Origin of the sequence: Methylobacterium platani (assembly GCF_001653715.1) — a bacterium.
GTDB lineage: Bacteria > Pseudomonadota > Alphaproteobacteria > Rhizobiales > Beijerinckiaceae > Methylobacterium > Methylobacterium platani.
On sequence record NZ_LWHQ01000002.1, the window covers coordinates 59,177 to 86,117 of the forward strand.

Annotated in this window: 20 protein-coding genes; 15 read left to right on the forward strand and 5 right to left on the reverse strand. The window is 71.5% G+C overall.

The window, feature by feature from the left end; all coding sequences use genetic code 11:
- Positions 1–298 precede the first annotated feature (298 nt).
- From A5481_RS00685 to A5481_RS00700, 4 genes are read left to right on the forward strand one after another with little or no spacing between them, the layout of a single operon-like run.
- Entirely contained in the window at positions 299–1,252 is a 954-nt protein-coding gene (locus A5481_RS00685; protein ID WP_048433257.1) for a branched-chain amino acid ABC transporter permease, read from the forward strand.
- Entirely contained in the window at positions 1,249–2,580 is a 1,332-nt protein-coding gene (locus A5481_RS00690) for a branched-chain amino acid ABC transporter permease (protein ID WP_048433258.1), read from the forward strand. Before A5481_RS00685 ends, A5481_RS00690 begins: the two co-directional genes overlap by 4 nt.
- Complete coding sequence (locus A5481_RS00695) at positions 2,577–3,356, forward strand: ABC transporter ATP-binding protein (protein WP_197514117.1); 780 nt, start codon at positions 2,577–2,579, stop codon at positions 3,354–3,356. The genes A5481_RS00690 and A5481_RS00695 overlap by 4 nt, the downstream gene beginning before the upstream one ends.
- 14 nt (positions 3,357–3,370) lie before the next feature.
- Positions 3,371–4,099, forward strand: coding sequence for an ABC transporter ATP-binding protein (locus A5481_RS00700; RefSeq protein ID WP_048433271.1), 729 nt, complete (start codon positions 3,371–3,373; stop codon positions 4,097–4,099).
- 35 nt (positions 4,100–4,134) lie between these two features.
- Here the strand turns inward: A5481_RS00700 and A5481_RS00705 are convergent, their stop codons facing one another.
- Positions 4,135–4,557: an FKBP-type peptidyl-prolyl cis-trans isomerase gene (locus A5481_RS00705; protein ID WP_048433259.1), complete on the reverse strand. Its 423-nt coding sequence runs from the start codon at positions 4,555–4,557 to the stop codon at positions 4,135–4,137.
- A gap of 68 nt (positions 4,558–4,625) precedes the next feature.
- The gene (gene otsB, locus A5481_RS00710) at positions 4,626–5,378 is read right to left on the reverse strand and encodes a trehalose-phosphatase (protein WP_048433260.1); all 753 of its coding nucleotides are present in this window, start codon (positions 5,376–5,378) and stop codon (positions 4,626–4,628) included.
- A gap of 489 nt (positions 5,379–5,867) precedes the next feature.
- Between otsB and A5481_RS00715 the strand changes: the two genes are divergently transcribed.
- Both A5481_RS00715 and A5481_RS00720 read left to right on the forward strand, forming a co-directional pair.
- Complete coding sequence (locus A5481_RS00715; protein ID WP_064503710.1) at positions 5,868–7,814, forward strand: putative bifunctional diguanylate cyclase/phosphodiesterase; 1,947 nt, start codon at positions 5,868–5,870, stop codon at positions 7,812–7,814.
- 31 nt (positions 7,815–7,845) lie between these two features.
- A complete protein-coding gene (locus A5481_RS00720) occupies positions 7,846–8,499 on the forward strand; it encodes a metallophosphoesterase family protein (protein ID WP_048433262.1) in 654 nt (217 codons plus the stop codon).
- A 160-nt stretch (positions 8,500–8,659) separates the two neighbouring features.
- On the opposite strand, the gene tkt is transcribed toward A5481_RS00720, so the two are convergent.
- The 3 genes from tkt to A5481_RS00735 form a co-directional block, all read right to left on the reverse strand.
- Positions 8,660–10,738: a transketolase gene (tkt, locus tag A5481_RS00725; RefSeq protein ID WP_048433263.1), complete on the reverse strand. Its 2,079-nt coding sequence runs from the start codon at positions 10,736–10,738 to the stop codon at positions 8,660–8,662.
- Positions 10,739–10,787: 49 nt separating this feature from the next.
- A complete protein-coding gene (locus tag A5481_RS00730; RefSeq protein WP_048433264.1) occupies positions 10,788–12,674 on the reverse strand; it encodes a glycoside hydrolase family 15 protein in 1,887 nt (628 codons plus the stop codon).
- A 99-nt stretch (positions 12,675–12,773) separates the two neighbouring features.
- A complete protein-coding gene (locus tag A5481_RS00735; RefSeq protein WP_048433265.1) occupies positions 12,774–13,433 on the reverse strand; it encodes a hypothetical protein in 660 nt (219 codons plus the stop codon).
- A gap of 209 nt (positions 13,434–13,642) precedes the next feature.
- Between A5481_RS00735 and A5481_RS00740 the strand changes: the two genes are divergently transcribed.
- From A5481_RS00740 to A5481_RS00780, 9 genes are all read left to right on the forward strand, one after another.
- Complete coding sequence (locus A5481_RS00740) at positions 13,643–14,287, forward strand: ANTAR domain-containing response regulator (protein WP_082173042.1); 645 nt, start codon at positions 13,643–13,645, stop codon at positions 14,285–14,287.
- Complete coding sequence (locus tag A5481_RS00745; RefSeq protein WP_064503711.1) at positions 14,284–15,279, forward strand: CmpA/NrtA family ABC transporter substrate-binding protein; 996 nt, start codon at positions 14,284–14,286, stop codon at positions 15,277–15,279. The genes A5481_RS00740 and A5481_RS00745 overlap by 4 nt, the downstream gene beginning before the upstream one ends.
- Positions 15,280–16,043: 764 nt before the next feature.
- On the forward strand, positions 16,044–17,330 hold the full coding sequence (locus A5481_RS00750) for a CmpA/NrtA family ABC transporter substrate-binding protein (RefSeq protein ID WP_048434603.1): 1,287 nt from the start codon (positions 16,044–16,046) through the stop codon (positions 17,328–17,330).
- A complete protein-coding gene (gene ntrB, locus A5481_RS00755; RefSeq protein WP_048434602.1) occupies positions 17,330–18,190 on the forward strand; it encodes a nitrate ABC transporter permease in 861 nt (286 codons plus the stop codon). Before A5481_RS00750 ends, ntrB begins: the two co-directional genes overlap by 1 nt.
- Before the next feature lie 11 nt (positions 18,191–18,201).
- Positions 18,202–18,996: an ABC transporter ATP-binding protein gene (locus tag A5481_RS00760; protein WP_048434601.1), complete on the forward strand. Its 795-nt coding sequence runs from the start codon at positions 18,202–18,204 to the stop codon at positions 18,994–18,996.
- Positions 18,997–19,001: 5 nt separating this feature from the next.
- Positions 19,002–20,237 carry an NAD(P)/FAD-dependent oxidoreductase gene (locus A5481_RS00765; RefSeq protein ID WP_048434621.1) on the forward strand — a complete coding sequence of 412 codons (1,236 nt, stop codon included), beginning with the start codon at positions 19,002–19,004 and terminating at the stop codon, positions 20,235–20,237.
- Positions 20,238–20,248: 11 nt separating this feature from the next.
- Complete coding sequence (locus tag A5481_RS00770; protein WP_048434600.1) at positions 20,249–22,033, forward strand: NirA family protein; 1,785 nt, start codon at positions 20,249–20,251, stop codon at positions 22,031–22,033.
- Positions 22,034–22,298: 265 nt separating this feature from the next.
- The gene (locus tag A5481_RS00775) at positions 22,299–23,912 is read left to right on the forward strand and encodes a sulfite reductase subunit alpha (protein WP_048434599.1); all 1,614 of its coding nucleotides are present in this window, start codon (positions 22,299–22,301) and stop codon (positions 23,910–23,912) included.
- A 294-nt stretch (positions 23,913–24,206) separates the two neighbouring features.
- Entirely contained in the window at positions 24,207–26,903 is a 2,697-nt protein-coding gene (locus A5481_RS00780; RefSeq protein WP_048434598.1) for a nitrate reductase, read from the forward strand.
- Positions 26,904–26,941: the final 38 nt, after the last annotated feature.

A 26,941-nucleotide genomic window follows, 5' to 3' on the forward strand; every position in this document is an offset into this window, starting at 1 on the left:
CGGGTGCCGGGGCGCCGCTTCGGTTCGCTTCCGGAACGCAACGGCCCCGTCCCGGGCGCATGCGGCGTCGGCGGAAATGCGACCCGGGATCCGGCATGACGAGTCGCGAAGCGTCTGTACGACTGCGACGCTGCAAAGGTTGAGCCGCTTCGCGGCACTTCCTGTGCTGGATCCCGGATCTCCTTCCACGTCGTTCCAGTCGTCCGGGACAGGGTGGAGCTGATACAGTCCAAACCGGCGGGTGCCTCCGCCGATCGCCCGCTACTCCGAGACACCGCACCGGCAGGAGACCCCCCGCGTGCTCGAACTCGTCATCATCTCGACGCTGAACGGCGTGCTCTACGGGATGCTGCTCTTCCTGATGGCGAGCGGCCTGACCCTGATCTTCAGCATGATGGGCGTGCTGAACTTCGCGCATGCCAGCTTCTACATGCTGGGGGCGTTCTTCGGCTATCAGATCAGCAAGTTCACCGGGTTCTGGATCGGCCTCGTCGCCGCCCCGGTCGTCGTCGGCGGCATCGGGGCACTCGTCGAGCGCTACGGCCTGCGCAACGTCCACCGCCACGGCCACGTGCCCGAGCTGCTCTTCACCTTCGGCCTCGCCTACGTGATCGAGGAGGTGGTGCAGATGGTCTGGGGCAAGCTGCCAGTGGATTACCGGGTCCCGGCGGTGCTCGACTTCCCGGCCTTCACGGTGTTCGGCACCAACTACCCGGCCTACAAGCTGTTCATGCTGGCGATCTCGGTGGCGATCTTCCTCGCGCTCCTCGCCGTGCTGACCCGGACCCGGGTCGGGCTGATCATCCAGGCGGCGCTGACCCATCCCAACATGGTGGCGATGCTCGGCCACGACGTGCCGAAGGTGTTCATGCTGGTCTTCGGCGTCGGCACCGGGCTTGCCGCCGTGGCGGGCGTCATCGCCGGGCCGGCGCTGGTCACCCAGGCCAACATGGCGGGCCTGCTCGGGCCGATCCTGTTCGTGGTCGTGGTGGTGGGGGGCCTCGGCTCGCTCACCGGGGCCTTCGCGGCCTCGCTGCTGATCGGTCTCGTCCAGACCTTCGCGATCTCGCTCGACGTCTCCGTCGCCAGCGTGTTCCGGGCGGTCGGCATCGACGCCACCCCGTCGGAGGGCGTGCTCGGCGACCTGTGGAACGTGACGATCGCCCAGGTCGGGCCGATCATCCCCTACCTCCTGCTGGTCCTCGTGCTGATCGCGCGGCCGACCGGCCTGCTCGGGAACCGCGAAGCATGAGCGACCTCGCCGACATCGCGCCGTCCGGGACGCTCGCGCAGCAGGCAGGCAGCCGCCCGTCGATCCGCCCGCGCGGCGCAGGGATCGTCGCCCAGGTCCTGCCCTGGCTGCTGGCCGCCGCCATCCTGGTCGCGGCGCCCCTCGTCTTCACCAGCGGCACCGCGCTGACCATGATGAGCCTGATGGGCATCATGGTGGTGTTCGCCCTGTCCTACAACATGCTGCTCGGCCAGACCGGGCTCCTGTCCTTCGGCCACGCGGTCTATTACGGCCTGGGCGCCTTCTTCACCGTCCACGCGATGAACGTGGTGGCCCTCAACCGCCTGCCGCTGCCGCTGCCGCTGATGCCGGTGGTCGGCGGCCTCGCCGGCCTCGCCTTCGGCATCGTGTTCGGGGCGATCTCGACGAGGCGCGCCGGCACCGTCTTCGCGATGATCTCGCTCGGCATCGCCGAGCTGGTCTCGTCCGGCTCGAACATCCTGCGCAGCTTCTTCGGCGGCGAGGAGGGCATCACCGCCAACCGCACCAAGATGCTGCGGCTGTTCGACCTCAGCTTCGGCCCGCAGATCCAGGTCTACTACCTGATCGCCGCCTGGTGCCTGATCTGCGCCGTGGCGATGTACGCCATCACCCGCACGCCGCTCGGGCGGCTGTGCAACGCCGTGCGCGAGAACCCGGAGCGGGTCGAGTTCCTGGGCTACGAGCCGCAGGCGATCCGCATCGCCGCCTTCTGCCTCTCGGCCCTGTTCGCCGGGGTCGCCGGCTCGCTCGCGGCGATCAACTTCGAGATCGCGAACTCGGCCTATCTCGGCGTGCACCAGTCCGGCGTGGTGCTGCTCGCGGCCTTCATCGGCGGCATCGGCACCTTCGTCGGGCCGGTGGTCGGCGCCGTGGTGGTGACGCTGCTGCAGGTCTCCCTCAGCGATCTCACGGAGGTCTGGCAGCTCTATTTCGGGCTCCTGTTCATCGCCATCGTGATGTTCGCCCCCGGCGGCATCGCCGGCCTCGCCCTGATGCACGGCCCGCTCATCCGGGCCGGCACCGCCCACCGGCTGCTCCCGGCCTACCTCCTGGCCCTCGGGCCGCTCCTCGTCATGCTCGCCGGCGCGATCGCGCTGATCGAGATGGCGTTCCGGATGCTGGTGAGGGCGGGCGACGGGACCGAGATGAGCCTGATCGGCATCCCCCTCGACGCCGCCCACATCCTGCCCTGGATCGTCGCCGGTGCGATGGCCGTCGGCGGCGGGCTCGCCTTGCGGGCCGTGCTCCCGCGGGTGACCGCCGCCTGGCACGAGGCCTCCGCCGCCGCCAAGGAGAAGCTGGCATGAGCCCCGCGAGCCTGAGCGCCCCCGCGATCGAATTGTCCGGCGTCCACAAGAGCTTCGGCCCGGCCAAGATCATCAACGGCGTCGACCTGTCGGTGCCGGCGGGCGAGCGCCACGCCATCATCGGGCCGAACGGGGCCGGCAAGTCGACCCTGTTCCACCTGATCAGCGGCCGTTTCGCGCCGACGAGCGGCACGATCCGGCTCGAGGGCCAGGACATCACCGGCTGGCGCCCGGCGGCGATCAACCGGGCCGGCCTCGCCCGCAGCTTCCAGGTCACCAACATCTTCCCCAAGCTCAGCGTGTGGGAGAACGTGCGCTGCGCGGTGCTGCGCGCGATGGGCCACGGCCCGTCCTTCTGGCGTGGGGTCGAGGGGCTGCCCGGCGTGGCCGAGCGCACGGAGGAGATCCTCACCCGCATCCGCCTCGGCCACCGCGCCGGGATCGCCGCGGGGCTCCTCGCCTATGCCGAGCAGCGGGCGCTCGAGATCGGCATCGCCATCGCCAGCGACGCCAAGGTCATCCTCCTCGACGAGCCGATGGCCGGCATGAGCCACAGCGAGAGCGAGCACGCGACCCAGCTGATCCGCGAGGTCACCACCGGCCGCACGCTCCTGATGGTCGAGCACGACATGGCGGTGGTGTTCGGGCTCGCCGACCGCATCTCGGTGCTGGTCTACGGCCGCATCATCGCCACCGACACGCCAGCCCGCATCCGGGAGAACCGCGCCGTGCAGGAAGCCTATCTGGGCGTCGCCACCGGGGAGGAGGCCGCGTGAGCGCCGCCCTGGCGATGCCGGCGGCGGCGGCCGCCACCGCTCCCGCGCTCCTCGAGGTCGAGGACCTGCACGCCTATTACGGCAAGAGCCACATCCTGCAGGGGGTGAGCTTCCGGGTCGGGGCCGGCGAGATCGTGTCGATCCTCGGCCGCAACGGGGTCGGGCGCTCCACCACCCTGAAGGCGATCATGGGCGACGTGCCGCCCCGCGGGCAGATCCGCTTCAAGGGCCAGGCCATCGCGGGCCTGAAGCCCTACGCGGTCGCCCGCCGGGGCCTCGGCTACGTGCCGGAGGAGCGGGCGATCTTCCCCAAGCTCACCGTGCGGCAGAACCTGGCGCTCGGCGAGAAGGGGGGGAGGCGCGGCGGGCGCTGGTCCTACGCCGACATCTTCCGCCTGTTCCCGCGGCTGGAGGAGCGGATCGACACGCCCGGCGGCGTGCTCTCGGGCGGCGAGCAGCAGATGCTCACGATCTGCCGCACCCTGATGGGCGACCCCGACCTCATCATGATCGACGAACCGACCGAGGGCCTCTCACCCCAGATGGTCGCCCGCGTCGCCGAGATGATCGGCGAGATCGCGGCCCGCGGGGTGTCGGTGCTGCTGGTCGAGCAGAAGCTGACCATCGCCCTCAAGCTGTCGCAGCGCCTCTACGTGATGGGGCACGGCCAGGTGGTGTTCGAAGGCACGCCCGCCGCGCTGTCCGCCGACGAGGCGGTGCGGCGGGAGTGGCTGGAGGTGTAGGAAAGCCCGGGCGCGGGACGCGCCCGGGCCTTGCCTCAGCGCACGCCGAGCAGCTCGACGTCGAACATCAGCGTGGCGTTCGGCGGGATCACGCCGCCGGCGCCGCGGGGGCCGTAGCCGAGCTCCGGCGGGATGATCAGGGTGCGCTTGCCGCCGACCTTCATGGTCGACAGGCCCTCGTCCCAGCCCTTGATGACCTGGCCGGTGCCGACCGCGAAGTTGAGCGGCTGCTTGCGGTCGAGCGAGCTGTCGAACTTCGCGCCCTTCTTGCCGTCCTGGTAGAGCCAGCCGGTATAATGGACGCTGACGGTCTGGCCGGGCTTCGGCTGCGGGCCGGTGCCGACCACGTCGTCCTTGTACTGGAGGCCGGACGGGGCGGTGGTGAAGGAGGCGGCGGAGGCTGAGGCGGTCATGGCGATCGTGAGGGCTCCGGCAAGGAAGAGGGGCGAACGGCGCATCGACGGGATCGTTCCTGTGCGTGACGTCCGGACGGAGTTAGGGCATCGCCGCGCCGCCGGACAGGCCGTCAGGCCGGCGGAAGCGATCCGGGATCGATCGCGCCGCCCTCGGCCCAGCCCATCAGCAGCGCCCGCACCGCCGCCGGATCGGCGAGGCGGTGGCGGGCCGCCGTCTCGCCGGGCCCGACCCGGATCGTGATCCCGCCATCCTCGTTCACCGGCACGAAGGCCTTCTCGTCGGTCAGGTCGTCGCCGACGAAGATCGCCCGGCGGCCGGCATAGGGCGCCGCCCGCAGGAAGGCCCGGATGGCGTGGCCCTTGGTGGCGCTGGCCGGCAGGATCTCGGCCACCGCCTTGCCCTGCTGCAGCCGGTAGGCCTCGCCGAGGATGCCGGCGACCGACGTCGCCGCCGATTGCGCCCGCACGGCATCGGCGTCGTTCGCCAGGCGCCAGTGCACCGCGACCGAGCAGCCCTTGTCCTCGATCAGCACCCCGTCGAGATCGGCCACCGCCCGCTGCAGGGTCTCGACCCCGGCGCGCAGGGCGGGATGGGCCGCCGGGTCGCCGCCCGCGACCCGGCCGGCCAGGCGCTGCTCGACCCCGTGCAGGCCGGCGACGTCGAAGCGCTCGGGGGTCAGGAAGCCGTCGATCGTGGCGATCGGCCGGCCGGTCACCAGGGCGAGCGCCCCGCCGAGGCGGTCGCGCAGCCGCGCGAGCCCGGGCGGCAAGGCCGGCGGCACCACCACGCCGTCGGGGCGGGGCGCGATCTCCACGAGGGTGCCGTCGAAATCGAGGAAGAGGGCGTAGGCGGTATCGGTCAAGGGATCGCATCTCCCGTCGCTGCCGGGGCCGCCGCGGACGCGGACCGCGCCCCGTCGGAGGCCTCCAGGCCGCGCGCGCCCCGCGCGAGGCCCCTTTAAACCGCAACCGGCCGCGGGAGGCAAAGGCGGGACGGGACGAGGGCGACGGCATCGTGTCGCGGACCGCGCGCCGCGCCGAAGATCCCGCGGGCAAAGGATCGAAATCCTAGGGCCCATGCCCCAGCAGTCATGCGTCGTCCGGTCCGGCGATCGTCCGGGGAACGGATGTCGTCGATCCTTTTCGCAAGGGAGAAGGCGGGCGGGGTCCCGGCCCATCCTCCGCCGCCCCGCGATTTCATTTGATCGCGCCGCCGCGGCCGGTGCGAGATGCGAGGATAACCGTCATCTGTGTTCCGACGATGTCTGGTAACCGTTGATTCAAGTCCGCATGCTTTCTGTTCCGACGGGTGCGGAGTGGCGATCGGCCGATCCGAGCGGGGTGGACGCGCAGTGCGCAGGTTGCTGACGATCATCGATCTCTTCCGGATCGACGCCGCGAGCCCGGACCTGATGCGGGCGCAGATGCAGGCCCTGCGCGATCAGGTGCCCCTGCTCTACGTGATCCTGGCGATCAACTCGACGGCCGTGGCCATCACCTTCCACGGGCTGGCGCCGGATGCGGTGACGCTCTACCCCCTCGCCGGCCTGCTGCTCCTGTGCGCGGTGCGTCTCGGATCGTGGCTGCGCCGGCGCCGGCGGCCGATCGTGGAGGCCCGCCTCGTCGTCAAGCTGCGGCTCACGGTCGGGCTCGCCGGCCTGCTGGCGGCCGGCTTCATGGCCTGGGGCATCGCGCTGTTCGCCTACGGCGACGCCTACGCCAAGGCCCACATGCTGTTCTACGTCGGCACCACGACGATCGCCTGCGTGTTCTGCCTCGTGCATCTGCGCGCGGCGGCGGTGCTGGTGACGGTGATCGTCACCGGGATGTTCTGCCTGTACGTCGCCAGCCTCGACAGTTCCGTCATGCGGGCGATCGCCCTCAACCTGGTCAGCGTCAGCGCCGCCCTGCTGTTCGTGATCCTCACCTATTACCGCGACTTCAGCCGCATGATCGGGCAGCGGGTCGAGCTCGAGCGCCTGAGCCGCGAGAACCTGCGGCTCGCCAATCTCGATGCCCTGACCGGGCTGCCCAACCGGCGCAGCTTCTTCGCCTCCCTGGACCGGGCGCTGGACGAGGCGGAGGGCGGCGCGGGGTTCGTCGTCGGCCTCGTCGATCTCGACGGGTTCAAGCCGGTCAACGACGCCCACGGACACGGTGCCGGCGACGCGGTGCTGCAGGAGGCCGCCCGGCGCCTGCGGCAGGTGGTGGGCGAGGCCGGCGTGGTGGCGCGCCTGGGCGGCGACGAGTTCGGCCTCGTCCTGCGCGGCGCCCCCTCGGCCGGGACGACGGGCGAGGCGATCCGCACCGCCCTCGGCGCGCCGTTCCGGCTGCCGAACGGCTCGACCGCCCAGATCGGCGCCTCGATCGGCTTTGCCGCCCATCCCGAGGCGGGCCGCAAGGCGGCGGTGCTGGTCGAGCGGGCGGATTACGCCCTGTACTACGCCAAGGCGCATAGCCGCGGCGACGCCGTGCTGTTCACCGAGGAGCACGAGCGGCGGCTGCGCACCCAGAGCCTGATCGAGCAGGCCCTGCGCCACGCCGATCTCGCGCGCGAGATGAGCCTCGTCTTCCAGCCGATCGTCGACGTCCGGCGCGGCCGCACGGTGGCGTTCGAGGCGCTGGCGCGCTGGACCAGCCCGGAGCTCGGCCCGGTCTCCCCGGCGGTCTTCGTGCCGATCGCCGAGCGCGCCGGCCTCATCACCCGCATCACCGCGGTGCTGCTCGGCCAGGCGCTCGCCGCCGCCCGGGCCTGGCCCGACCCGGTCGCCCTGTCGTTCAACCTCTCGATGGCGGACATCGCCTCGCCGCAGGCGGCCGAGAACATCGTCGCGGCGATCCGCGCGAGCGGCCTGAGCCCCGCCCGCGTGATCCTGGAGGCGACCGAGACCGCGCTGATCCAGGACGTGGCCCAGGCCCAGGCGGTGCTGGCGACCCTGAGGGCGAACGGCATCGCGATCGCGCTCGACGATTTCGGCACCGGCTACTCGTCCCTCGGCTACGTCCACCGCCTGCCCCTCGACAAGCTCAAGATCGACCGCAGCTTCGTCAGCGAGATCACCGCCGATCCGGCCAGCCGCGACATCGTCACGTCGATCGTGGCGCTCGCCCGCAACCTGAAGCTCGACTGCGTGGTCGAGGGCATCGAGACCGCCGAGCAGGCCGACCTGCTGGAGGGCCTCGGCTGCGTGCTGATGCAGGGCTACCACTTCCGGCGGCCGATGGCCTTCGCCGACACGCTGCCCTACCTCGACGCCGAGGCGGCGCGGGCCGTCGTGCCGGTCCAGGCCGTCGCCTGAACCGGAGGCCGCGCCCGGCGGGGAGGCGGCCATGCTCACCTACGCGATCGGCGACGTCCACGGCCGCGCCGACCTGCTCGACCGGCTCCTCGCCCGGATCGAGGCCCATCGCGCCGGGCGGGACCGCCGCCTGGTCGTCCTCGGCGACGCCGTCGATCGCGGCCCCGACAGCGCCGGCGCGATCGCGACGCTGCGGGACCTGCAGGCCCGGGAGCCCGGGGCGGTGACGTGCCTGATGGGCAACCACGAGGCGATGCTGCTCGACGCGGTCGCCGGAACCGGCCGCGACCTGTGGCGGCTCAACGGCGGGGACACGACGCTCGCCTCCTTCGGCGTCTCGCATCCGGGCGACCTGCCGCGGGACGTCGTGGCCTGGATCGCCGCCCTGCCGACCCTGCACGGCGACGCGCGTCGCTGGTACGTCCATGGCGGCCTCGACCCGGAGCGGGGCGCGGAGGGCAGCGACCGCGAGACCCGGCTGTGGATGCGCGAGCCGTTCCTCTCGGCGAACCACGATTTCGGCCGCCACGTCGTCCACGGCCACACCCCGACCCGGGACGGCCGGCCGGACCTCAGGGACTTCCGCACCAACCTCGACACGGGCGCGGTGTTCGGCGGGCCGCTCACCGCCGGGGTGTTCGACGAGAGCCGCGGAAAACCGGTGGAGATCCTGGCGGTGCGGTAGGAGGGCCGGGAGCGATCGCTTCCCTCGACGGCCCTGACGCCCTCCCGCGGCTGCGGAGTCGGAACCCGGATCCCGGGTTCTCGCTTGCGGCGAGCCCCGGGACGACGTTCGCGTGTCGACGGCCCGACGGTCGAAACCGACGGGCCGTCGTCCCGATGCTTCAGCCCTTCGCCTTCGCCGCCTGGGCGCGGGCGGCCTCCAGCACCTTCTCGGGCGTGAACCCGAACTTGGTCTGCAGGTCCTTGATCGGCGCCGAGGAGCCGAAGGTGTGCATGCCGAGGATCGTGCCGGCGCTGCCGGCGTAGCGGTCCCAGCCGATCACCGAGCCCTGCTCGACCGCGACGCGGGCCGTCACCTCGGGCGGCAGCACGCTGTTGCGGTAGGCCTCGTCCTGCTGCTCGAACAGGTCCCAGGACGGCATCGACACCACCCGGGCCTTCACGCCCTCGGCCTTCAGGGTCTCGTAGGCGGAAAGGCAGAGCTGCACCTCGGAGCCGGTGCCCATCAGGATCACGTCGGGCTTAGGCTCCTCGGTGCCGGCCAGCACGTAGGCGCCCTTCGCGGTGCCCGAGGCCGGGGCGTAGGTCTCCCGGTCGACCGTCGGCAGCGGCTGGCGGCTCAGCGCCAGCACCGCCGGCTGGTGCTTGAGCTGCATGATGACCCGGTAGGCCTCCGCCACCTCGTTGGCGTCGGCCGGCCGGAAGGTCACGAGGCCGGGGATCGCGCGGAGCGCCAGCAGGTGCTCGACCGGCTGGTGCGTCGGCCCGTCCTCGCCGACCCCGATCGAATCGTGGGTGAAGACGTGGAAGACCGGCAGCTCCATCAGGGCGGCGAGACGGATCGGCGGGCGCATGTAGTCGGAGAAGACCAGGAAGGTCGCCCCGTAGGCGCGCAGGCCCACGAGCCCGAGGCCGTTGACGATCGAGCCCATCGCATGCTCGCGCACGCCGAAATGGATGTTGCGGCCGCCGGGCGTGAACGGCCCCAGGGTGCCGGCATCCTCGCCCTCGAGCTTGGTCTTGTTCGAGGGCGCGAGATCGGCCGAGCCGCCGAGCAGCCACGGCACCCGGTTGGCCAGCGCGTTGAGCACCTTGCCCGACGATTCGCGGGTGGCGAGGCCCTTGGCGTCGGCCGGGAAGACCGGGATGTCGGCGTCCCACCCCTCCGGCAGCTCGCCGGCGAGATAGGCGGCGAGGTCCTTGGCGAGACCGGCGTCACCGGCCTTCACCTCCTCGACGAGGGCCAGCCACTCCTCGCGCAGGGCCTTGCCGCGGGCGCCGATGCCTTGGCGGAAATTGTCGTAGACGCCGTCCGGCACCAGGAACTGGGCGTCCTCCGGCCAGCCATAGGCGCGCTTGGCGCCCTTGACCTCGTCGGGGCCGAGCGCGTCCGAGTGGGCCTTCGGGGTGCCCTGCTTCGTCGGCGCGCCGTAGCCGATCACCGAGTTGACGATGATCAGCGTCGGGCGGTCGCCCGATTGCAGGAAGGTCTCGAGGGCGTGCGACACCGCCACCGTGTCGTTGGCGTCGGCGACGCGCAGCACCTGCCAGCCATAGGCCAGGAAGCGGGCGGCGACCTCCTCGCTGAAGGCGAGGTCGGTATGGCCCTCGATGGTGATGGTGTTGTTGTCGTAGATCCAGCACAGGTTCGACAGCCGCAGGTGCCCGGCGATCGAGGCGGCCTCGGCCGAGACGCCCTCCATCAGGTCGCCGTCGCTGCACAGCGCGTAGACGTTGTAGTCGAAGACCGGGCGGTCGCCGTAGGCCAGGCGCTCGCCGAGGAAGCGGCCGCCCATCGCCATGCCGACCGAGTTGGCGACGCCCTGGCCGAGCGGCCCGGTGGTCACCTCGACGCCGGTGGTGAAGTGGTATTCCGGGTGGCCGGGCGTGCGGCTGTCGAGCTGGCGGAACTTCTTGATGTCCTCCAGGCTCACCGCCGGGGCGTTGCCCCCGTCCTTCTCCGCCACCTCGGCGAGGTGGATGAGGCTGTAGAGCAGCATCGAGGCGTGGCCGACCGAGAGCACGAAGCGGTCGCGGTTCGGCCAGTGCGGGTTCGCCGGGTCGTAGCGGAGATAGCGGTTCCACAGGGTGAAGGCGACCGGGGCGAGCCCGAGGGGGGCGCCGGCATGGCCGGAATTCGCCTTCTGCACCGCATCGATCGTCAGCGTGCGGATCGTGTCGATGCTGCGCTGGTCGATCTCGCTGGTGCCGGCCTTCGGCTTGGTGTCGGCTGCGCTCATCTTCGGGGCCTCGTCACATCGAGAAAAAGGGTCGGGGCGCCGCGACCGGTCAGGCCGCGGGGCTCTCGGCCGCCTGCGGGGGCATCACGGGCCGCTCGCCCGGATGACCCGAGGCGTCCGGGTCTCCGCCGCGCTCCTTAGCGGGTCCGACCGCCCGACTGAAGTTCAGAAGCGTGTTCACGAGCGCGACATGGCTGAACGCCTGCGGAAAATTGCCGACCTGGCGCTTGCGGGTCGGATCGTACTCCTCGGCCAGCAGCCCGACGTCGTTGCACAGCGACAGGAGCCGCTCGATCAGGGCGCGGGCCTCCTCGCACCGGCCGAGCCCGATCAGGTTGTCCGCGTACCAGAAGCTGCAGGGCAGGAAGGCGCCCTCGCCGGCAGGCAGGCCATCGGTGGTCTGGCCGCTTGTGTCGTAGCGCAGCACGAAGCCGTCATGCATCAGGTCGCGGCCGATCGCCTCGACGGTGCCGACGACGCGCGGATCGTCCTGGGGCAGGAAGCCCATATGGGAGATCAGCAGCAGGCTCGCGTCGAGATCCTTCGAGCCGTAATACTGCACGAAGCTGTTGCGGTCCCGGTCGAAGCCCTTCTCGCAGACCTCGCGGTGGATCTCGTCCCGGGCGGCGCGCCAGCGGACCACCGCCTCGTCGTCGCCCGCGGTCGGCTCGTCGTCGGCGACGTGCGCCTCGTAGAACCGGATCGCCCGGTCGAAGGCGACCCAGGCCATCACCTTCGAGTGGACGAAGTGCTTGCGCCCGCCGCGCACCTCCCAGATCCCCTCGTCGGGCTCGCGCCAGACCCGCTCCAGGTGGTCGAGGAGGGCGCGGCCGACCCGGACGCCGGATTCGTCGGCCCGCATGCCGCGCTGGTGGGCCTGGTAGAGCGCGTCGAACAACTCGCCGTAGACGTCGAGCTGGAACTGCTGGGCGGCGGCGTTGCCGACCCGCACCGGGCGCGAGCCCTCGTAGCCGGGCAGCCAGTCGAGCTCGATCTCGGGGAGCAGGCGCTCGCCGGCGATGCCGTAGAGGATGTGGGCCTGCGCGGGGCTGCCGGCGACCGCCCGGGTCAGCCAGTCGCGCCAGGCCCGGGCCTCGTCGATGTAGCCGGCATCCATCAGCGCCAGGAGGGTGAAGGTCGAATCGCGCAGCCAGCAGAACCGGTAGTCCCAGTTGCGCACGCCGCCGATCTGCTCCGGCAGGGAGGTGGTGGGCGCCGCCACGATGCCGCCGGTCGGCCGGTAGATCAGCGCCTTGAGCGTCAGGAGCGAGCGGGTCAGCACGTCGTCCCAGGGCGTGCCGCCGCGGCAGCGCTGGCACCAGGAGCGCCACCAGGCGGTGGTGCCGGAGAGCATCCGGCGCGGCTCGATCGGCGGCGGATCCTCCTCGTGCGAGAGGCCGTAGCTCAGCACGAAGGCGACGCTCTGGCCGGCCTCGACGGTGAAGTCCGACACCGTCGTCTGGCCGACCCCTTGCAGCGGCGCCCGGGTGCGCAGGACGAGCTTGTTCGGGCCGGCGATCGCCCGCAGGTCGTCGTTCTCGCTGCGCGACACCCAGGGGACGGCGGAGCCGTAATCGAAGCGCACCACCAGGTCCATGCGCATCGCCACCCGGCCGCGCACGCCCTCGACGAGGCGCACGAGGTGGGTGCCGTCCTCGACCGGCATGAAGTCGATCACTCGCACCGCGCCCTCGGCGGTCTCGTGGATGGTCTCGAGCACCAGGGTGTTCTCGCGGTAGCGCCGCGTGCTCGTGGCCTCCCCGGCCGGCGCGATGCGCCAGTGGCCGTGATCCTCGCGGGTGCCGAGCAGGGCCGCGAAGCAGGCGGAGGCGTCGAAGCGCGGCCAGCACAGCCAGTCCACGCTGCCGTCGCGTCCGATCAGGGCTGCGCTGCGCCCGTCCCCGACGAGCGCGTAATCCTCGATGAGCAACGCCATGGTGCGTCCCGAACAGTGCCGTGACGCCGTTAGCTAGAGCGGCCTTCCCTTCGGTCCAACCCGCAGGAACCGCCGATTCGGGCCCGCGCCGGCCCGGCGTCAGCGACGGCTGTCGATCAGCTCGATCATCGCGGCGCCCGCATTGGTCACGCCCTCGCCGAGAGCCACCATGCTCTGGGTCACCAGCCGGCCGGTCGGTGCGAAGGGCAGCCACGACGCCGGGCGCTCGGCGGTGCCGCCGGCGCTGGCGGTGCGGGACGCCGGCTCCGGACCCGTCCTCTCCGGCGAGACCTTCGCGACCTTGAGGTCGTCGGGCCGGGCCGGCGGCCGCACGCCGGCCAGCGACGGCACCGCCCGGGGGCGATGCGTCCCGGCCCGGCGGGGCGCCTTGCCGTCGCTCTCCCTGACCGTGGAATCCCGGCCCTCGACGACAGGCAGCACCGGCGCCGCCGCCTCGGCGGGCAGGCTGGCGATCATCGGGAATTGCTGCTCGAACTCGAGCGGGTAGGGGGCCCGCACCCGGCCCTCGCCGTCCGGGACGATCCGGAACAGGTCCGTCCCCGGCGGCAGCGGCTGCATCGCGGCGACGTGGCCCTCGGGCGCCCGCGGCGGCGCTCCGCGCCAGTACAGCGAGCCCGCCGCCAGGCAGATCGCCACGCAGGCGGTGGGCAGCAGCGGCAGGTAGCCCCGCGAGGCGCCGGGCAGGCTTCCGATGGCGCCGGTACCCGCCGACCCGCGCATCCGCCCGTTCTGCCGCATTCGAACCTCCTCGCCGACCGATGGTTGGATTGAAGCGTGGGTTTCGGGCCGAAGCGGGGCCGTTTCTTTGCGCTTTCGTGTCGGCCGGCCTGCTTCGGGGCCGGGCGGGCCCGCGCTCCCCCCAAATCGGGCCCTCCCGCCTGCGCTCTCCCTGGGGTAAGGGGCGGTGCCGCCGCTCCAGGCCCAACATTTGCGTGATCCGACGCCGCATGCCCGACCGCGCAACGCCCTCCTCGGCTTCCCCCTTGCCGGCCCCTCCCGCCCCGTCGCCGGGTGACAGCCTCACCATCGCCGTCGTCGACCCGAGCCGCGCCCGGGCCGCGATCCTGGAGGAGGGCCTGCGCGCCGTCGAGGGCGCCCGGGTGGTGGTGATCCCCGACACCGCCGACCTCCTCGACCGGCTCTCCGCCCTCTCGCCCGACGTGGTGGTGATCCATCTCGAGAGCCCGAGCCGCGACCTCCTGGAGCAGATGTTCGGGGTGTCGCGCCTCGTCGAGCGGCCGGTGGCGATGTTCGTCGACCGCACCGACACGCCGATGATGCAGGCGGCGGTCGATGCCGGCATCTCGGCCTACATCGTCGACGGCCTGCGCGCCGAGCGGATCAAGCCGATCATCGAGATCGCGATCCTGCGCTTCAACGCCTTCGCGCGGCTGCAGCGCGAATTGTCCGAGGCGAAGAGCGAGCTCGCCGACCGCAAGCTGATCGAGCGCGCCAAGGGCATCCTGATGAGCGCCAAGGGGCTGACCGAGGACGAGGCCTACAAGCAGCTCCGGCGCAAGGCCATGAACGAGAAGCGCAAGATCGTCGACATCGCCCGCGCCATCGTCACCGCCGCGGACCTGCTCGGATGAGGCTGCAGCTCGGCTACGTCCCGCTCACCGACGCGGCGGTGCTGATCGCCGCGGTGGAACTCGGCTTCACGGCGGGGGAGGGGCTCGACGTCGACCTCGTGGCCGAGCCGTCCTGGGCCACCTTGCGCGACCGCCTCGCGCTCGGCCTCCTCGACGGCGCCCACATGCTGGCGCCGCTGGCGCTCGCCTGTCACCTGGGCCTCAGCGGTCCCCAGGCGCGCCTGATCGCGCCGGCGGCGCTCGCCCGCAACGGCAACGCCGTGACCCTGTCGCTGCCGCTCTGGCGGGCACTCGATGCCGCATCCGACGCCGCGGCGGACGTCGCCCGCGCGCTCGCCCGGGTGGCGCAGACGAGGGCGGCGGAGGGGCGCCCGCTGACGCTCGCCACCGTCCACCCCTATTCCAGCCACACCTACCAGTGGCGCCGCCTGCTGGCGCTCGGCGGCAGCTCGCTCGAGGCGGTCCGCCTCGTCGTGGTGCCGCCGCCGCGCACCGTCGCGGCTCTGGAGAGCGGCGCGATCGACGGGTTCTGCGTCGGCGCGCCCTGGAGCAGCGTCGCCGTCGAGGCCGGGGTCGGCCGCATCGCGGCTCTCGGCAGCGCCATCGCCCCGGATTGCCCGGAGAAGGTCCTGGCGCTCCCCGCCGAGATGGAGGACCGCGCCGCCCCGCTCTTGCGCGCCGTGAAGCGCAGCGCCCGCTGGTGCGGCGACCCCGTCAATCACCGGGAACTGGCCGCCCTGCTGGGCGCCCCGCGCCATCTCGGCCTCGATCCGGCGCTGATCCTGCGGGGCCTCGCGGGGACCTTGCGCCTCGCGCCGGGCGGGCCGGTGGTCGAGGCGCCGGACTATCTCGTGCTCGGCGAACGGCACCTCACCCCCGACCCGGCGGCCCTCGGGTGGATGATCGAGGAAATGGCGGCGGCGGGGCAGGGCGAGGCGGTGTCGGCGGAGGCGGCGGGGTTGTACCGGGCGGATCTGCTGGCGGCGGCGTGATGGCGGGTGGATTGAAGTCTGGGCGGTTCCACGGAGGAGCGCTTTTCCGTCTCTACAAGAGCATGACTGTCCGGGGAAAATCCCCTCTAGAAACAAGCGCGGGATCCCCTCTCCCGTGTGGGAGAGGGGTAGGGGTGAGGGTGCTACGGTCCTGGGTCTAGCTCTCAACGTTGAGCTGCCAGCACCACGCTCGGTGCTTCACACGGACGTGTGTCACCCTCACCCCCGACCCCTCTCCCACACGGGAGAGGGGAGGCGCGCCATTCCTTTACCCGGACAGCCCTGCCGCAGAGGGGGGGAGGGGGAAGCCCGCGTCACTTCTTTCCCCGGACTGCCCTGCCACAGGGGCAGGCGCGCCTTCCTCGATTCCTCGACAAACGCCCATCACCTCCGCCTCCCTTGCCTTCCTTTCGATCTGCCCAACCCCCGGGGCATCGTGCCCCTGCCCATTTCCCCACCCGCCCAGCCTATCATTTGTGCATCGCACCAGCCGGCCACGCCGACGCGCCCGCCAGTCCGGCCAAGCTGCGAACCGTTTTAATTCCAAGCACTTGATCATCCCCCGAGCCGGTTGGCACGGAACCTGCTCATCCCCTCTCGTCCGTCAGCGCCGACGGACACCGACCGTCAGCAGAGCCGCTGACCCGAGTTCCCCTGTGGGCCCGCATTCGCGCGGCCGGCGGAAGACCTTGGGCAGCGGTTTTTTGCGTTCCGAACCGGATCGAGCGCCACGGCGGCGCGAGCGGCTTGAGGGTGAAGTATCGATGAGCAGCGTTGAGCACACCACGCGTCGCGGCCTCCTCAAGGGGGCGGCCGGCGCCCTGTCGCTGGCGGCGGCCGGCCGCGCGGCCCTGCCGGGCGGTGCCTTCGCGCAGGGAGCCGGGCCGGAGGTGAAGGGCGCCAAGCTCGGCTTCATCGCGCTCACCGACGCCGCTCCCCTCTTCGTCGCCAAGGAGAAGGGGATCTTTGCCAAGCACGGGATGCCCGACGTCGAGGTCTTGAAGCAGGCCTCCTGGGGCACCACCCGCGACAACCTGGTGCTCGGCTCCGAGGGCAACGGCATCGACGGGGCCCACATCCTGACCCCGATGCCCTACCTGATCAGCGCCGGCCGGGTGACGCAGAACAACGTGCCGGTGCCGATGTACATCCTGGCCCGGCTCAACCTCGCCGGCCAGTGCATCTCGGTCGCCAAGGAGCATATGGGCGACAAGGTCGCCCTCGACGCCAAGCCCTTCAAGGCGGCGCTCGAGCGCAAGAAGGCGTCGGGCAAGTCGGTGAAGGCCGCGATGACCTTTCCGGGCGGCACCCACGATCTCTGGATCCGCTACTGGCTCGCGGCCGGCGGCATCGATCCCGACAAGGACATCGAGACCATCGTCGTGCCGCCGCCCCAGATGGTGGCGAACATGAAGGTCGGCACGATGGACTGCTTCTGCGTCTGCGAGCCGTGGAACGAGCAGCTGATCACGCAGGGCATCGGCTACACCGCGCTGACCACCGGCGAGTTGTGGAAGGACCACCCGGAGAAGGCGCTCGGCATGCGCGCGTCCTGGGTCGACAAGTACCCGAATGCCGCCAAGGCCCTCCTCGCGGCGATCATGGAGGCGCAGCAATGGTGCGACAAGCCGGAGAACCGTGACGAACTGGCCGGCATCGTCGCCAAGCGCCAGTGGATCAACGTCCCGGCGACCGACGTCGTCAAGCGGATGAAAGGTGAGTTCGATTACGGCGACGGCCGCAAGGTGTCGAACAGCCCGCACATCATGAAGTACTGGGCCGACAACGCCTCGTACCCGTACAAGTCGCACGACCTGTGGTTCCTCACCGAGGACATCCGCTGGGGCAAGTTCGACCCCCAGACCGACACCAAGGCGCTGATCGAGAAGGTGAACCGCGAGGACATCTGGCGCGAGGTGGCCAAGTCCATGGGCGTGACCGCCCCGGCCTCGACCTCGCGCGGCAAGGAGACCTTCTTCGACGGCAAGGTCTTCGATCCGGCGGACCCCGCCGCCTACCTCAACAGCCTCGGCATCAAGAAGGTGGCGTGATGGCTCTCGGAACCACCCTCGGGCGCGTCGTCGCCGCCAAGCGGGAGGGGGCCCGGCGCCCCCTCGTCACCCGCGCCGCCCTCAAAGGCCTGGCGCTGCGGATCGTGCCGCCGCTCGTCGTGCTGGCGGTCTTCCTGCTCGTCTGGGAAGTGCTGTGCCAGCGCCCCGGCGCCGGCCTGCCGCCGCCCTCGCGGGTCGTCACGGAGGCCTGGGAGATCATCGCCCACCCGTTCTACGACAACGGCGGCACCGACAAGGGGCTGTTCTGGCACATCACCGCCAGCCTCCAGCGCGTGGCGCTGGGCTTCGCCCTGGCGGTCGTCGCCGGCGTGCTGCTCGGGACCCTCGTCGGCCAGTCCGAATGGGCGATGCGCGGGCTCGACCCGATCTTCCAGGTTCTGCGCACCATCCCGCCGCTCGCCTGGTTGCCGCTCTCGCTCGCCGCCTTCCGGGACGGCCAGCCCTCGGCGATCTTCGTGATCTTCATCACCTCGATCTGGCCGATCATCATCAACACCGCGGTCGGCATCCGCAACATCCCGCAGGATTACCGCAACGTCGCGGCGGTGCTGCGCCTCAACGCCTTCGAGTTCTTCGCCAAGGTGATGCTGCCCTCGGCCGCACCCTACATCTTCACCGGTCTTCGCATCGGCGTCGGCCTGTCCTGGCTCGCCATCGTGGCGGCCGAGATGCTGATCGGCGGCGTCGGCATCGGCTTCTTCATCTGGGATGCCTGGAACTCCTCGCACATCAGCGAGATCATCGTGGCCCTGGTCTATGTCGGGGTGATCGGCTTCGTGCTCGACCGCCTCGTCGCCGGCCTCGGCCACCTCGTCACCCGCGGCACCGCCACGGCCTGAGGAGGCCACCCATGACCCATCTCAGCCTCGAGCAGATCGGCATCAGCTTCACCCGGGCCGGGCGCACCACGGAGGTCTTGCGCGACGTCGACCTGAAGATCGAGAAGGGCGAGTTCGTCTCGCTGATCGGCCATTCGGGTTGCGGCAAGTCGACGGTGCTCAACATCGTGGCGGGTCTGCTCAAGGCCTCGACCGGCGGCGTCCTCCTCGACGGCAAGGAAGTGAACAGCCCCGGCCCCGAGCGGGCGGTGGTGTTCCAGAACCACTCGCTCCTGCCCTGGCTCACGGTCCGCGAGAACGTGGCGCTCGCCGTCGACAAGGTGCTGAAAGCCAAGAAGAGCCGGGCCGAGCGGCGCGACTGGATCGAGCACAACCTCGCGCTCGTCAACATGACCCACGCCGCCGAGAAGCGCCCGCACGAGATCTCCGGCGGCATGAAGCAGCGCGTCGGCATCGCCCGGGCGCTCGCCATGGAGCCGAAGGTCCTGCTGATGGACGAGCCCTTCGGTGCGCTGGACGCCCTGACCCGGGCGCACCTGCAAGATCAGCTGATGGAGATCCACCTGCGGCTGAAGAACACCGTCATCATGATCACCCACGACGTCGACGAGGCGGTGCTGCTCTCCGACCGGATCGTCATGATGACGAACGGTCCCTCGGCGACGATCGGGGAAGTCCTGACGGTGCCGCTCGCCCGGCCGCGCAAGCGCCTGGAGCTCGTCGAGGACCCGACCTACACCCATGCCCGGGCCGAGGTGCTGGAATTCCTCTACGCCCGCCACGCCAAGCCCGCGATCGCGGCCTGACGCCCATGTCTGAGCGCCTCGTCGTCATCGGCAACGGCATGGCCTCGCTCCGCTTCCTGGAGCGGCTGACCGAGGCCGCCCCCGGCCGCTTCGATGTCACCTGCGTCGGCGCCGAGCCGGTGGCGGCCTATAACCGGGTGCTGCTGTCCTCGCTGCTCGGCGGCGAGGTCGACGAGGCGGCCTGCACCTTCCGCGGGCTCGACTGGTACGCCGAGCACGGCATCACGCTCGTCACCGGCGCGCCGGCCACCGCCATCGATACGGCCGAGAGGATCGTTCAGGTCGGCGAGGGGCTGGTGCTTCCTTTCGACAAGCTGGTGCTGGCGGTGGGCTCGGTGCCGATCCGGCTGCCGAAGCCCGGGATGGACCTGCCCGGCGTCATCACCTTCCGGGATCTCGCCGACGTCGCGGCGATCCGCCGGGCGGCGGTGTCGGGCGCGCGGGCCATCGTGATCGGCGGCGGGCTCCTCGGGCTCGAGGCGGCGGTGGGCCTCGCCCGCCTCGGCGTCGACACCACGCTGCTGCACGTCATGGACCGCTTGATGGAGCGCCAGCTCGACCACGCCGCCGCCGCCCTGGTGCGCGAGGCGATGGAGGCCCGCGGCGTGCGGGTGATGCTGAACGCCGACACCGCCGCGGTCGAGGGCGACGGCAAGGTCGAGCGCCTTCGCCTCGCCGACGGTACGGTGCTGCCGGCCGACCTCGTGGTGATGTCGGTCGGCGTGCGCCCCTCGACGGCGCTCGCCGCGAGCGCCGGCCTCGCCATCGGCCGAGGCATCCGGGTCGACGACGCGATGGCGACCTCGGTGCCGGGGATCTACGCGCTCGGCGAATGCGCCGAGCATAGGGGCCAGACCTACGGCCTCGTCGAGCCGGCCTACGAGCAAGCCGAGGTGCTGGCTCGCCACCTCGGCGGGTACGAAGCGGCTTACGCCGGCACCTCGCTCGCGACCAGCCTCAAGGTCTCCGGCCTGCCGGTCTTCTCCGCCGGCGCCGTCGACGTGCCCGACGGGGCCGAGGCGGTGACCTGGAGCGACCCGGCCGCCGGGCTCTACCGCAAGCTCGTGATCGACGGCGACCGGCTGATCGGCGCGGTCTTCGTCGGCGACGTCGCCGAGCAGGGCTGGTGCAAGGCCCTGATCCGCACCGGCGACCCGATCACCTCCGACGACCGGGACGACCTGATGTTCGGGCGCCAAGTCTTCCCTGACGTTCCTGCCCCCCAACCCCTCGCAGCGTGAAGGAGCCCGCAATGGCCGACGACTTCGACGCCGAGCAGAAGCGCTACCTCGAAGGCTTCTCCCACGGCATCGCCGCCATCCGCATGACCGGCGGCCTCGCCGGCGGCGGAGCCGCCGCGGCCCCCGCCGAGCCGACCGGGCCGGACGCGATCCACATCAAGGCGCAGGACCGCACCGTGAAGGGCGGCGGCAAGCTCGCCGACCAGGAGAAGTGGAAGCGGGCCGAGAACCCCTTCGACGGCCACAACCGGCTGATCGCCGAGGCCGAGACCGGCAAGGCGCCGAAGCCGGAGGACAATTTCCGCTGGCGCTATCACGGCCTGTTCTGGGTTGCGCCGGCGCAGAACTCCTACATGTGCCGCCTGCGGATCCCGAACGGCATCCTGCACCACTGGCAGTTCGCCGGCATCGCCGACCTCGCCGACGCCCATGGCGGCGGCTACAGCCACGTCACGACGCGGGCGAACCTCCAGGTGCGGGAGATCTCGCCGGAGCACGGCCAGCCCTTCCTCGACGGGCTCGTCGATCTCGGCCTGACGGCCCGGGGTGCCGGCGCCGACAACATCCGCAACGTCACCGGCTCGCCGACCGCCGGCATCGACGCCCAGGAACTCCTCGACACCCGCCCGCTGGCCAAGTCCTGGCACAACCACATCCTCAACGACCGCTCGCTCTTCGGCCTGCCGCGCAAGTTCAACGTCGCCTTCGACGGCGGCGGCGTGCTGCCGGTGCTGGAGGAGACCAACGACATCGGCTTCCAGGCGGTCGAGGTCGTGGAGGGCGCGAGCATCGAGCCCGGGATCTGGATGCGGCTCGTGCTCGGCGGCATCACCGGCCACCGCGACATCGCCCGCGACACCGGCGTGGTCTTAGCGCCGCGGGAGTGCAACGCCGTCGCCGACGCGATCCTGCGGGTCTTCATCGAGAACGGCGATCGCACCAACCGCAACAAGGCGCGGATGAAGTACGTCCTCGACGCCTGGGGCTACGACAAGTACCTCGCCGCCGTCGAGGAGAAGCTCGGCCGCAAGCTCGAGCGGGTCGACCCGGCCCACGTGAAGCCCCGCGGCGGCTTCGACCGCTACGCCCATGTCGGCGTCCATGCCCAGGTCCAGCCGGGCCTCAACTGGATCGGCGTGGTGCTGCCGGTCGGCAAGATGACCACCGACCAGATGCGGGCGCTCGCCGAGATCGCCCGCGAGTGCGGCGACGGCCAGATCCGCCTGACCGTCTGGCAGAACTTCCTCTTTTCGGGCGTGCCCGACGACAAGGTGGCCGAGGTCGAGTCCCGCGTGGCGGCCCTCGGCCTCTCCACCAAGGCGTCGAGCATCCGCGCCGGCCTCGTCGCCTGCACGGGCAACCGCGGCTGCAAGTTCGCCGCCGCCGACACCAAGGGCCACGCGCTCCTCATCGCCGACCACGTCGAGGCGGCGGTGCCGGGGCTCGACGTGCCGGTCAACGTCCACCTCACCGGCTGCCACCATTCCTGCGCCCAGCACTACATCGGCGATATCGGCCTCATCGGCGCCAAGGTGACGGTGAGCGAGGAGGGCGACACCGTCGAGGGTTACGACATCGTCGTCGGCGGCGGCTTCGGCGAGGCGGCGAAGATCGGCACCGAGATCTGGAAGGCCGTGAAGGCCGAGGAGTGCCCCGGCCGCGTCGAGACCCTGCTGAACGACTATCTCCGGCACCGCACCGGCCCGGAGGAGAGCTTCCAGGCCTACACCGCCCGGCGCGGGCCGGAGGCTCTGAAGGGACTCGCCGGCGAGCGCCTGCTGGAGGCGGCCGAGTAGGGCGCCCTTCTCCTCTCCCCGCGGGCGGGGAGAGGGCTGCGCTCCTGTTCAGGGAGCGCAGCGAGCCCGAAGGGCGAGGGTGAGGGGGTGTCTCCGGATGAGGCTCCTCCGGCACCACCCCCTCACCCTCGCGGCGAACCTGCGGTTCGCAGCTCGCTCCGTCGACGACAAGGTCGCCGGAGCCCTCTCCCCGCCCGCGGGGAGAGGAGAAACCCGGCGCCTCACCGCTGACGCTGACTGCCACTCTTCTTCGGTAACCTCCCCGATGACCCAGCACGTCGCTCCCCCGCTCGTCCTGATCCCCGAATCCGCCCCCTTCACCACCGACCAGCGCGCCTGGCTGTCGGGCTACTTCGCGGCCCTGCTCGGGCCGCAGGTCGAGGGCGCGACGGCGCTTCCGGCCGGCGCGGCGCCCGGCGGGCCGGCGCTCGCCGATAACGGCGACGCGCCCTGGCACGACCCGTCGATGCCCCTCGGCGACCGCATGACGCTGGCCAAGGACCGCTCCGAGCCGCAGAAGCTGATGGCCGCCATGGCGCAGCAGGATTGCGGCCAGTGCGGCTACAACTGTGCCGAGTACGCCAACGCCCTCTTCCTCAAGAAGGAGGAGCGCCTGAATCTGTGCCAGCCGGGCGGCAAGGACACGCTCCGGATGTTGAAGAAGCTGGAGGCGGAGTTCGGCACCGCCGCCCCGGCCGGCGCCGCAACGGCTGCCTCCGACGACGCCCCGAAGGCCGACGCCCCGGTCGGCCCCTACGGTCTCTGCCGCGAGAACCCGGCCGAGGCGGTGTTCCTGTCCCGCCGCCGCCTCAACGCGCCGGGCGGCGAGAAGGAGACCTGGCACGTCGAGATCGACCTCGCCGGCACCGGCATCGACTACGTGGTCGGCGATTCGCTCGGCCTCTTCCCCGCCAACGCCCCGGCGCTCGCCGACGCGGTCATCGCCGAGCTCGGCGCCCGGCCGGAGCGGATCATCGCGACGAAGCTCGGCGAGAAGACCCTGCGCGATCACCTGCTCGCCAACTACTCGCTCGGCGCCGCCCCGGACGGGCTGTTCCAGCTCCTCTCGCTCCTCACCTCCGGTGCGCAGCGCAAGAAGGCGCAGGCGCTCAGCGCCGGCGAGGATCCGGACGGCGATTCGGCCTATCTCGACGTGCTCGGCGCGCTCCACAAGTTCCCGGGCGCCCGACCCGACGCCGAGGTCTTCCTCGAAGCCCTGGACGAGCTGCAGCCGCGGCTCTACTCGATCTCGTCCTCGCCCAAGGCCGATCCGGGCCGGGTGTCGCTCACGGTCGACGCGGTCCGCTACAGCCACCGCTCGCGCCTGCGGCTGGGCGTCGCCTCGACCCATCTCGGCGAGCGCCTGTCCGAGACCGCCACGGTGAAGGTCTACCTCCAGAAGGCCCACGGCTTCGGCCTGCCGTCCACGCCCGAGACTCCGGTCATCATGGTCGGCCCGGGCACCGGCGTCGCGCCGTTCCGCGCCTTCCTGCGCGAGCGCGCCGCGACTGCGGCGCCGGGCAGGAACTGGCTGTTCTTCGGCCATCAGCGCCAGGCCTCGGACTTCTTCTACCGCGACGAGCTGAACGGCCTGAAGGACCAGGGCGTGCTGACCCGCCTGTCGCTCGCCTGGTCGCGGGACGGGGGCGAGAAGACCTACGTCCAGGACCGGATGCGCGAGAACGGCCGCGAGCTGTGGCGCTGGCTCGAGGAGGGCGCCCACTTCTACGTCTGCGGCGATGCCAAGCGCATGGCCAAGGACGTCGAGCGCGCGATCATCGACGTGGCGGCGACCCACGGCGGCAAGAGCCCGGACGAGGCGGTGGCGTATCTCGCGGCGCTGAAGAAGGCGAACCGGTACCAGGCCGACGTGTATTGACGTCGTCCGAGGCCTTTCGATCCGCTCGACGTCGTTGACACCCTCGATGTCATCCCGGGGCCGCGCAGCGGAACCCGGGATCCATAACCGCCGAGGTTTCAGGACGAACCGGAAGACTCCTCGCCGTATCCGGCACCGTCAGCGGGTATGGATCCCGGGTTCTCGTCGTCGACGAGCCCTGAGATGACGCAGAGGGCGGCTGTTCCGTCGAGCTGGCCGACGACCACGGCGGCCCACCCCTTGCTTGCCCACAACCCACCGGCCCCACCCCACGCCCGGCGAAAGGCTCCCGCGATGAACCTGCACGTGCCGGCCCTCACTCCCGAGGCCGCCCCCGTCCGGACCACCTGCCCGTATTGCGGCGTCGGCTGCGGGGTGCTCGCCCGGCCGGACGGCCAGGGAGGCGCGAGCGTCGCCGGCGATTCCCAGCATCCGGCGAATTTCGGGCGGCTGTGCTCGAAGGGCTCGGCGCTCGGCGAAACCCTCTCCCTCGACGAGCGGCTGCTGCACCCCGAGATCGCCGGGCGGCGGGCGACGTGGGACGAGGCGCTCGACGCGGTGGCGGAAGGCTTCAGGCGCACGATCGCCGCGCACGGGCCGGAATCGGTGGCGTTCTACCTCTCGGGCCAGTTGCTCACCGAGGATTACTACGTCGCCAACAAGCTCGCGAAGGGCTTCATCGGCACGCCGCACGTCGACACCAACTCGCGGCTCTGCATGTCGTCCTCGGTGGCGGCCCATCGCCGGGCCTTTGGCTCCGACACCGTGCCGGGCTGCTACGAGGACCTGGACGAGGCCGACCTGCTGGTGCTGGTCGGCTCCAACACCGCCTGGTGCCACCCGATCCTGTTCCGGCGCATGCTCGACGCGCGGGCGAAGCGCGGCACCCGCATCGTCGTCATCGATCCCCGCTGCACCCAGACCGGCGAGGAGGCCGATCTCTTCCTCGGGATCAGGCCGGGCACCGACACCGCCTTGTTCTCCGGCCTCCTCGTCCACCTCGCGGACATGAACGCCCTCGATCCGCGCTACATCGCCGAGCACACCGCCGGCTTCGAGCCGGCCCTCGAGCGCGCGCGCCAGATCGCCCCGACGATTCAGGTCACCGCGGCGGCCACCGGCCTGACCGAGGCCGAGGTCGAGACGTTCTTCACGCTGTTCCGCACCACGCCGCGGGTGGTGACTGCGACCTCGCAGGGGGTGAACCAGTCGGCGCAAGGCACCGACAAGGCCAACGCGATCATCAACTGCCACCTCGCCACCGGCCGCATCGGCCAGCCGGGCATGGGGCCGTTCTCGCTCACCGGCCAGCCCAACGCCATGGGCGGGCGCGAGGTCGGCGGGCTCGCCAACATGCTGGCCGCCCACATGCACTTCACCCCCGAGGAGGTGGACCTGGTGCGCCGGTTCTGGAACGCGCCGAACATCATCACCGGCGAGGGCCTGAAGGCGGTGCAACTGTTCGAGGCGATCGAGCGCGGCAAGATCAAGGCGCTCTGGGTCATGGGCACCAACCCCGCCGTCTCGATGCCCCGGGCCGACCGGGTGCGGGCGGCGCTCTCGAAACTCGACACCTACGTCGTCTCCGAGGTCGTGGCGAACACCGATACGGCGCGCGCCCGCAACGCGATCCTGCTGCCGGCCCTCGCCTGGGGCGAGAAGGACGGCACGGTGACCAATTCCGAGCGCCGCATCTCGCGCCAGCGCGCCTTCCTGACGGCGCCCGGCGAGGCGCGGGCCGATTGGTGGATCATGGCCCAGGTGGGCAAGCGGCTGGGCCACGCCAAGGCCTTCGCCTGGGGCAACGCGGCGGCGGTGTTCCGCGAGCACGCCGCCCTGTCGGAATTCGAGAATCGCGGCACTCGCGACTTCGACCTCGGCGGGCTCGCCGACATCACGGATGCGGCCTACGACGCGGCCGCGCCGGTGCAGTGGCCGCTGACCCGCAAGGCCAAGGCGCCGCAGCCGCGCTTCTTCGCCCAGGGCGGCTTCTACACCCGCGACCGCAAGGCCCGCTTCGTCGCGGTGCAGAAGCCGGTCCTGGCGCAAGCCACCAGCGACGCGCTGCCCTGGCGCCTCAACACCGGCCGGGTGCGCGACCACTGGCACACGCTGACCCGCACGGGGAAGAGCCCGCGCCTCTCGGCCCACCGGGCCGTGCCCTTCGTCGAGATCCATCCCGACGACGCCGTGACGGCGGGCCTGACCGACGGCGACCTCGCCCGCGTCCGCACCGCCCACGGCGCGGCGGTGCTCGAAGTCATGGTCACGCCCGGCGCGCAACCCGGCGTCCTGTTCGCCCCCATGCACTGGAGCGAGGCCAACACCTCGGACGGCCGCGTCGGCGCGCTGGCGCAAGGCGCCGTCGATCCGGTCTCGGGCCAGCCGGAGCTCAAGGCGACCCCGGCCTCGATCGCCCCCGAGCCCTACCGCTCCCGCGGCTACCTCATCACCCGCGAGAGCGTGGCCGCCCCCTTCGGCTGGTGGTGGGCGCGGGCGAGCCTGGAGGGGGCGACCGGCCTGATCGTCGCGACGCAGGACGGCGTGCCCGAGGCCGCCGCGCTGATGCGCGAGACCTTCTCGGGCGCCACCTTCAGCGAGTATGCCGACCCGGCCCGCGGCCGCTACCGCGCCGCCGCCTTCCGGGAGGGGCGGTTGCTCGGCGTGCTGGCGCTGGCGCCCGCCGCCGAGCGCCCGACCTGGGACGCCGCCAAGGCGTTCTTCCGCACCCAGGAGCTGCTGGAGCCTTCGGCCCGCCGGGCCCTGATCTCGGGCCGGGCCGAGAGCGCCGGCACCGGGCCCCTGGTCTGCGCCTGCCACACGGTCGGGCTCGACACGATCCGGGGCGCGATCAAGGGCGGGGCGCACGGCGTCGAGGCGGTGGGGGCGGCGTGCAAGGCCGGCACCAATTGCGGCTCGTGCATCCCTGAGATCCGCAAGCTGCTCGCGGCGGAACTCAGGGCAGGGGAACTTGCACCGGCTTCCGCATAGGCGCATCTGATGACGCAGGATTTCCCGAGACTCGTGTC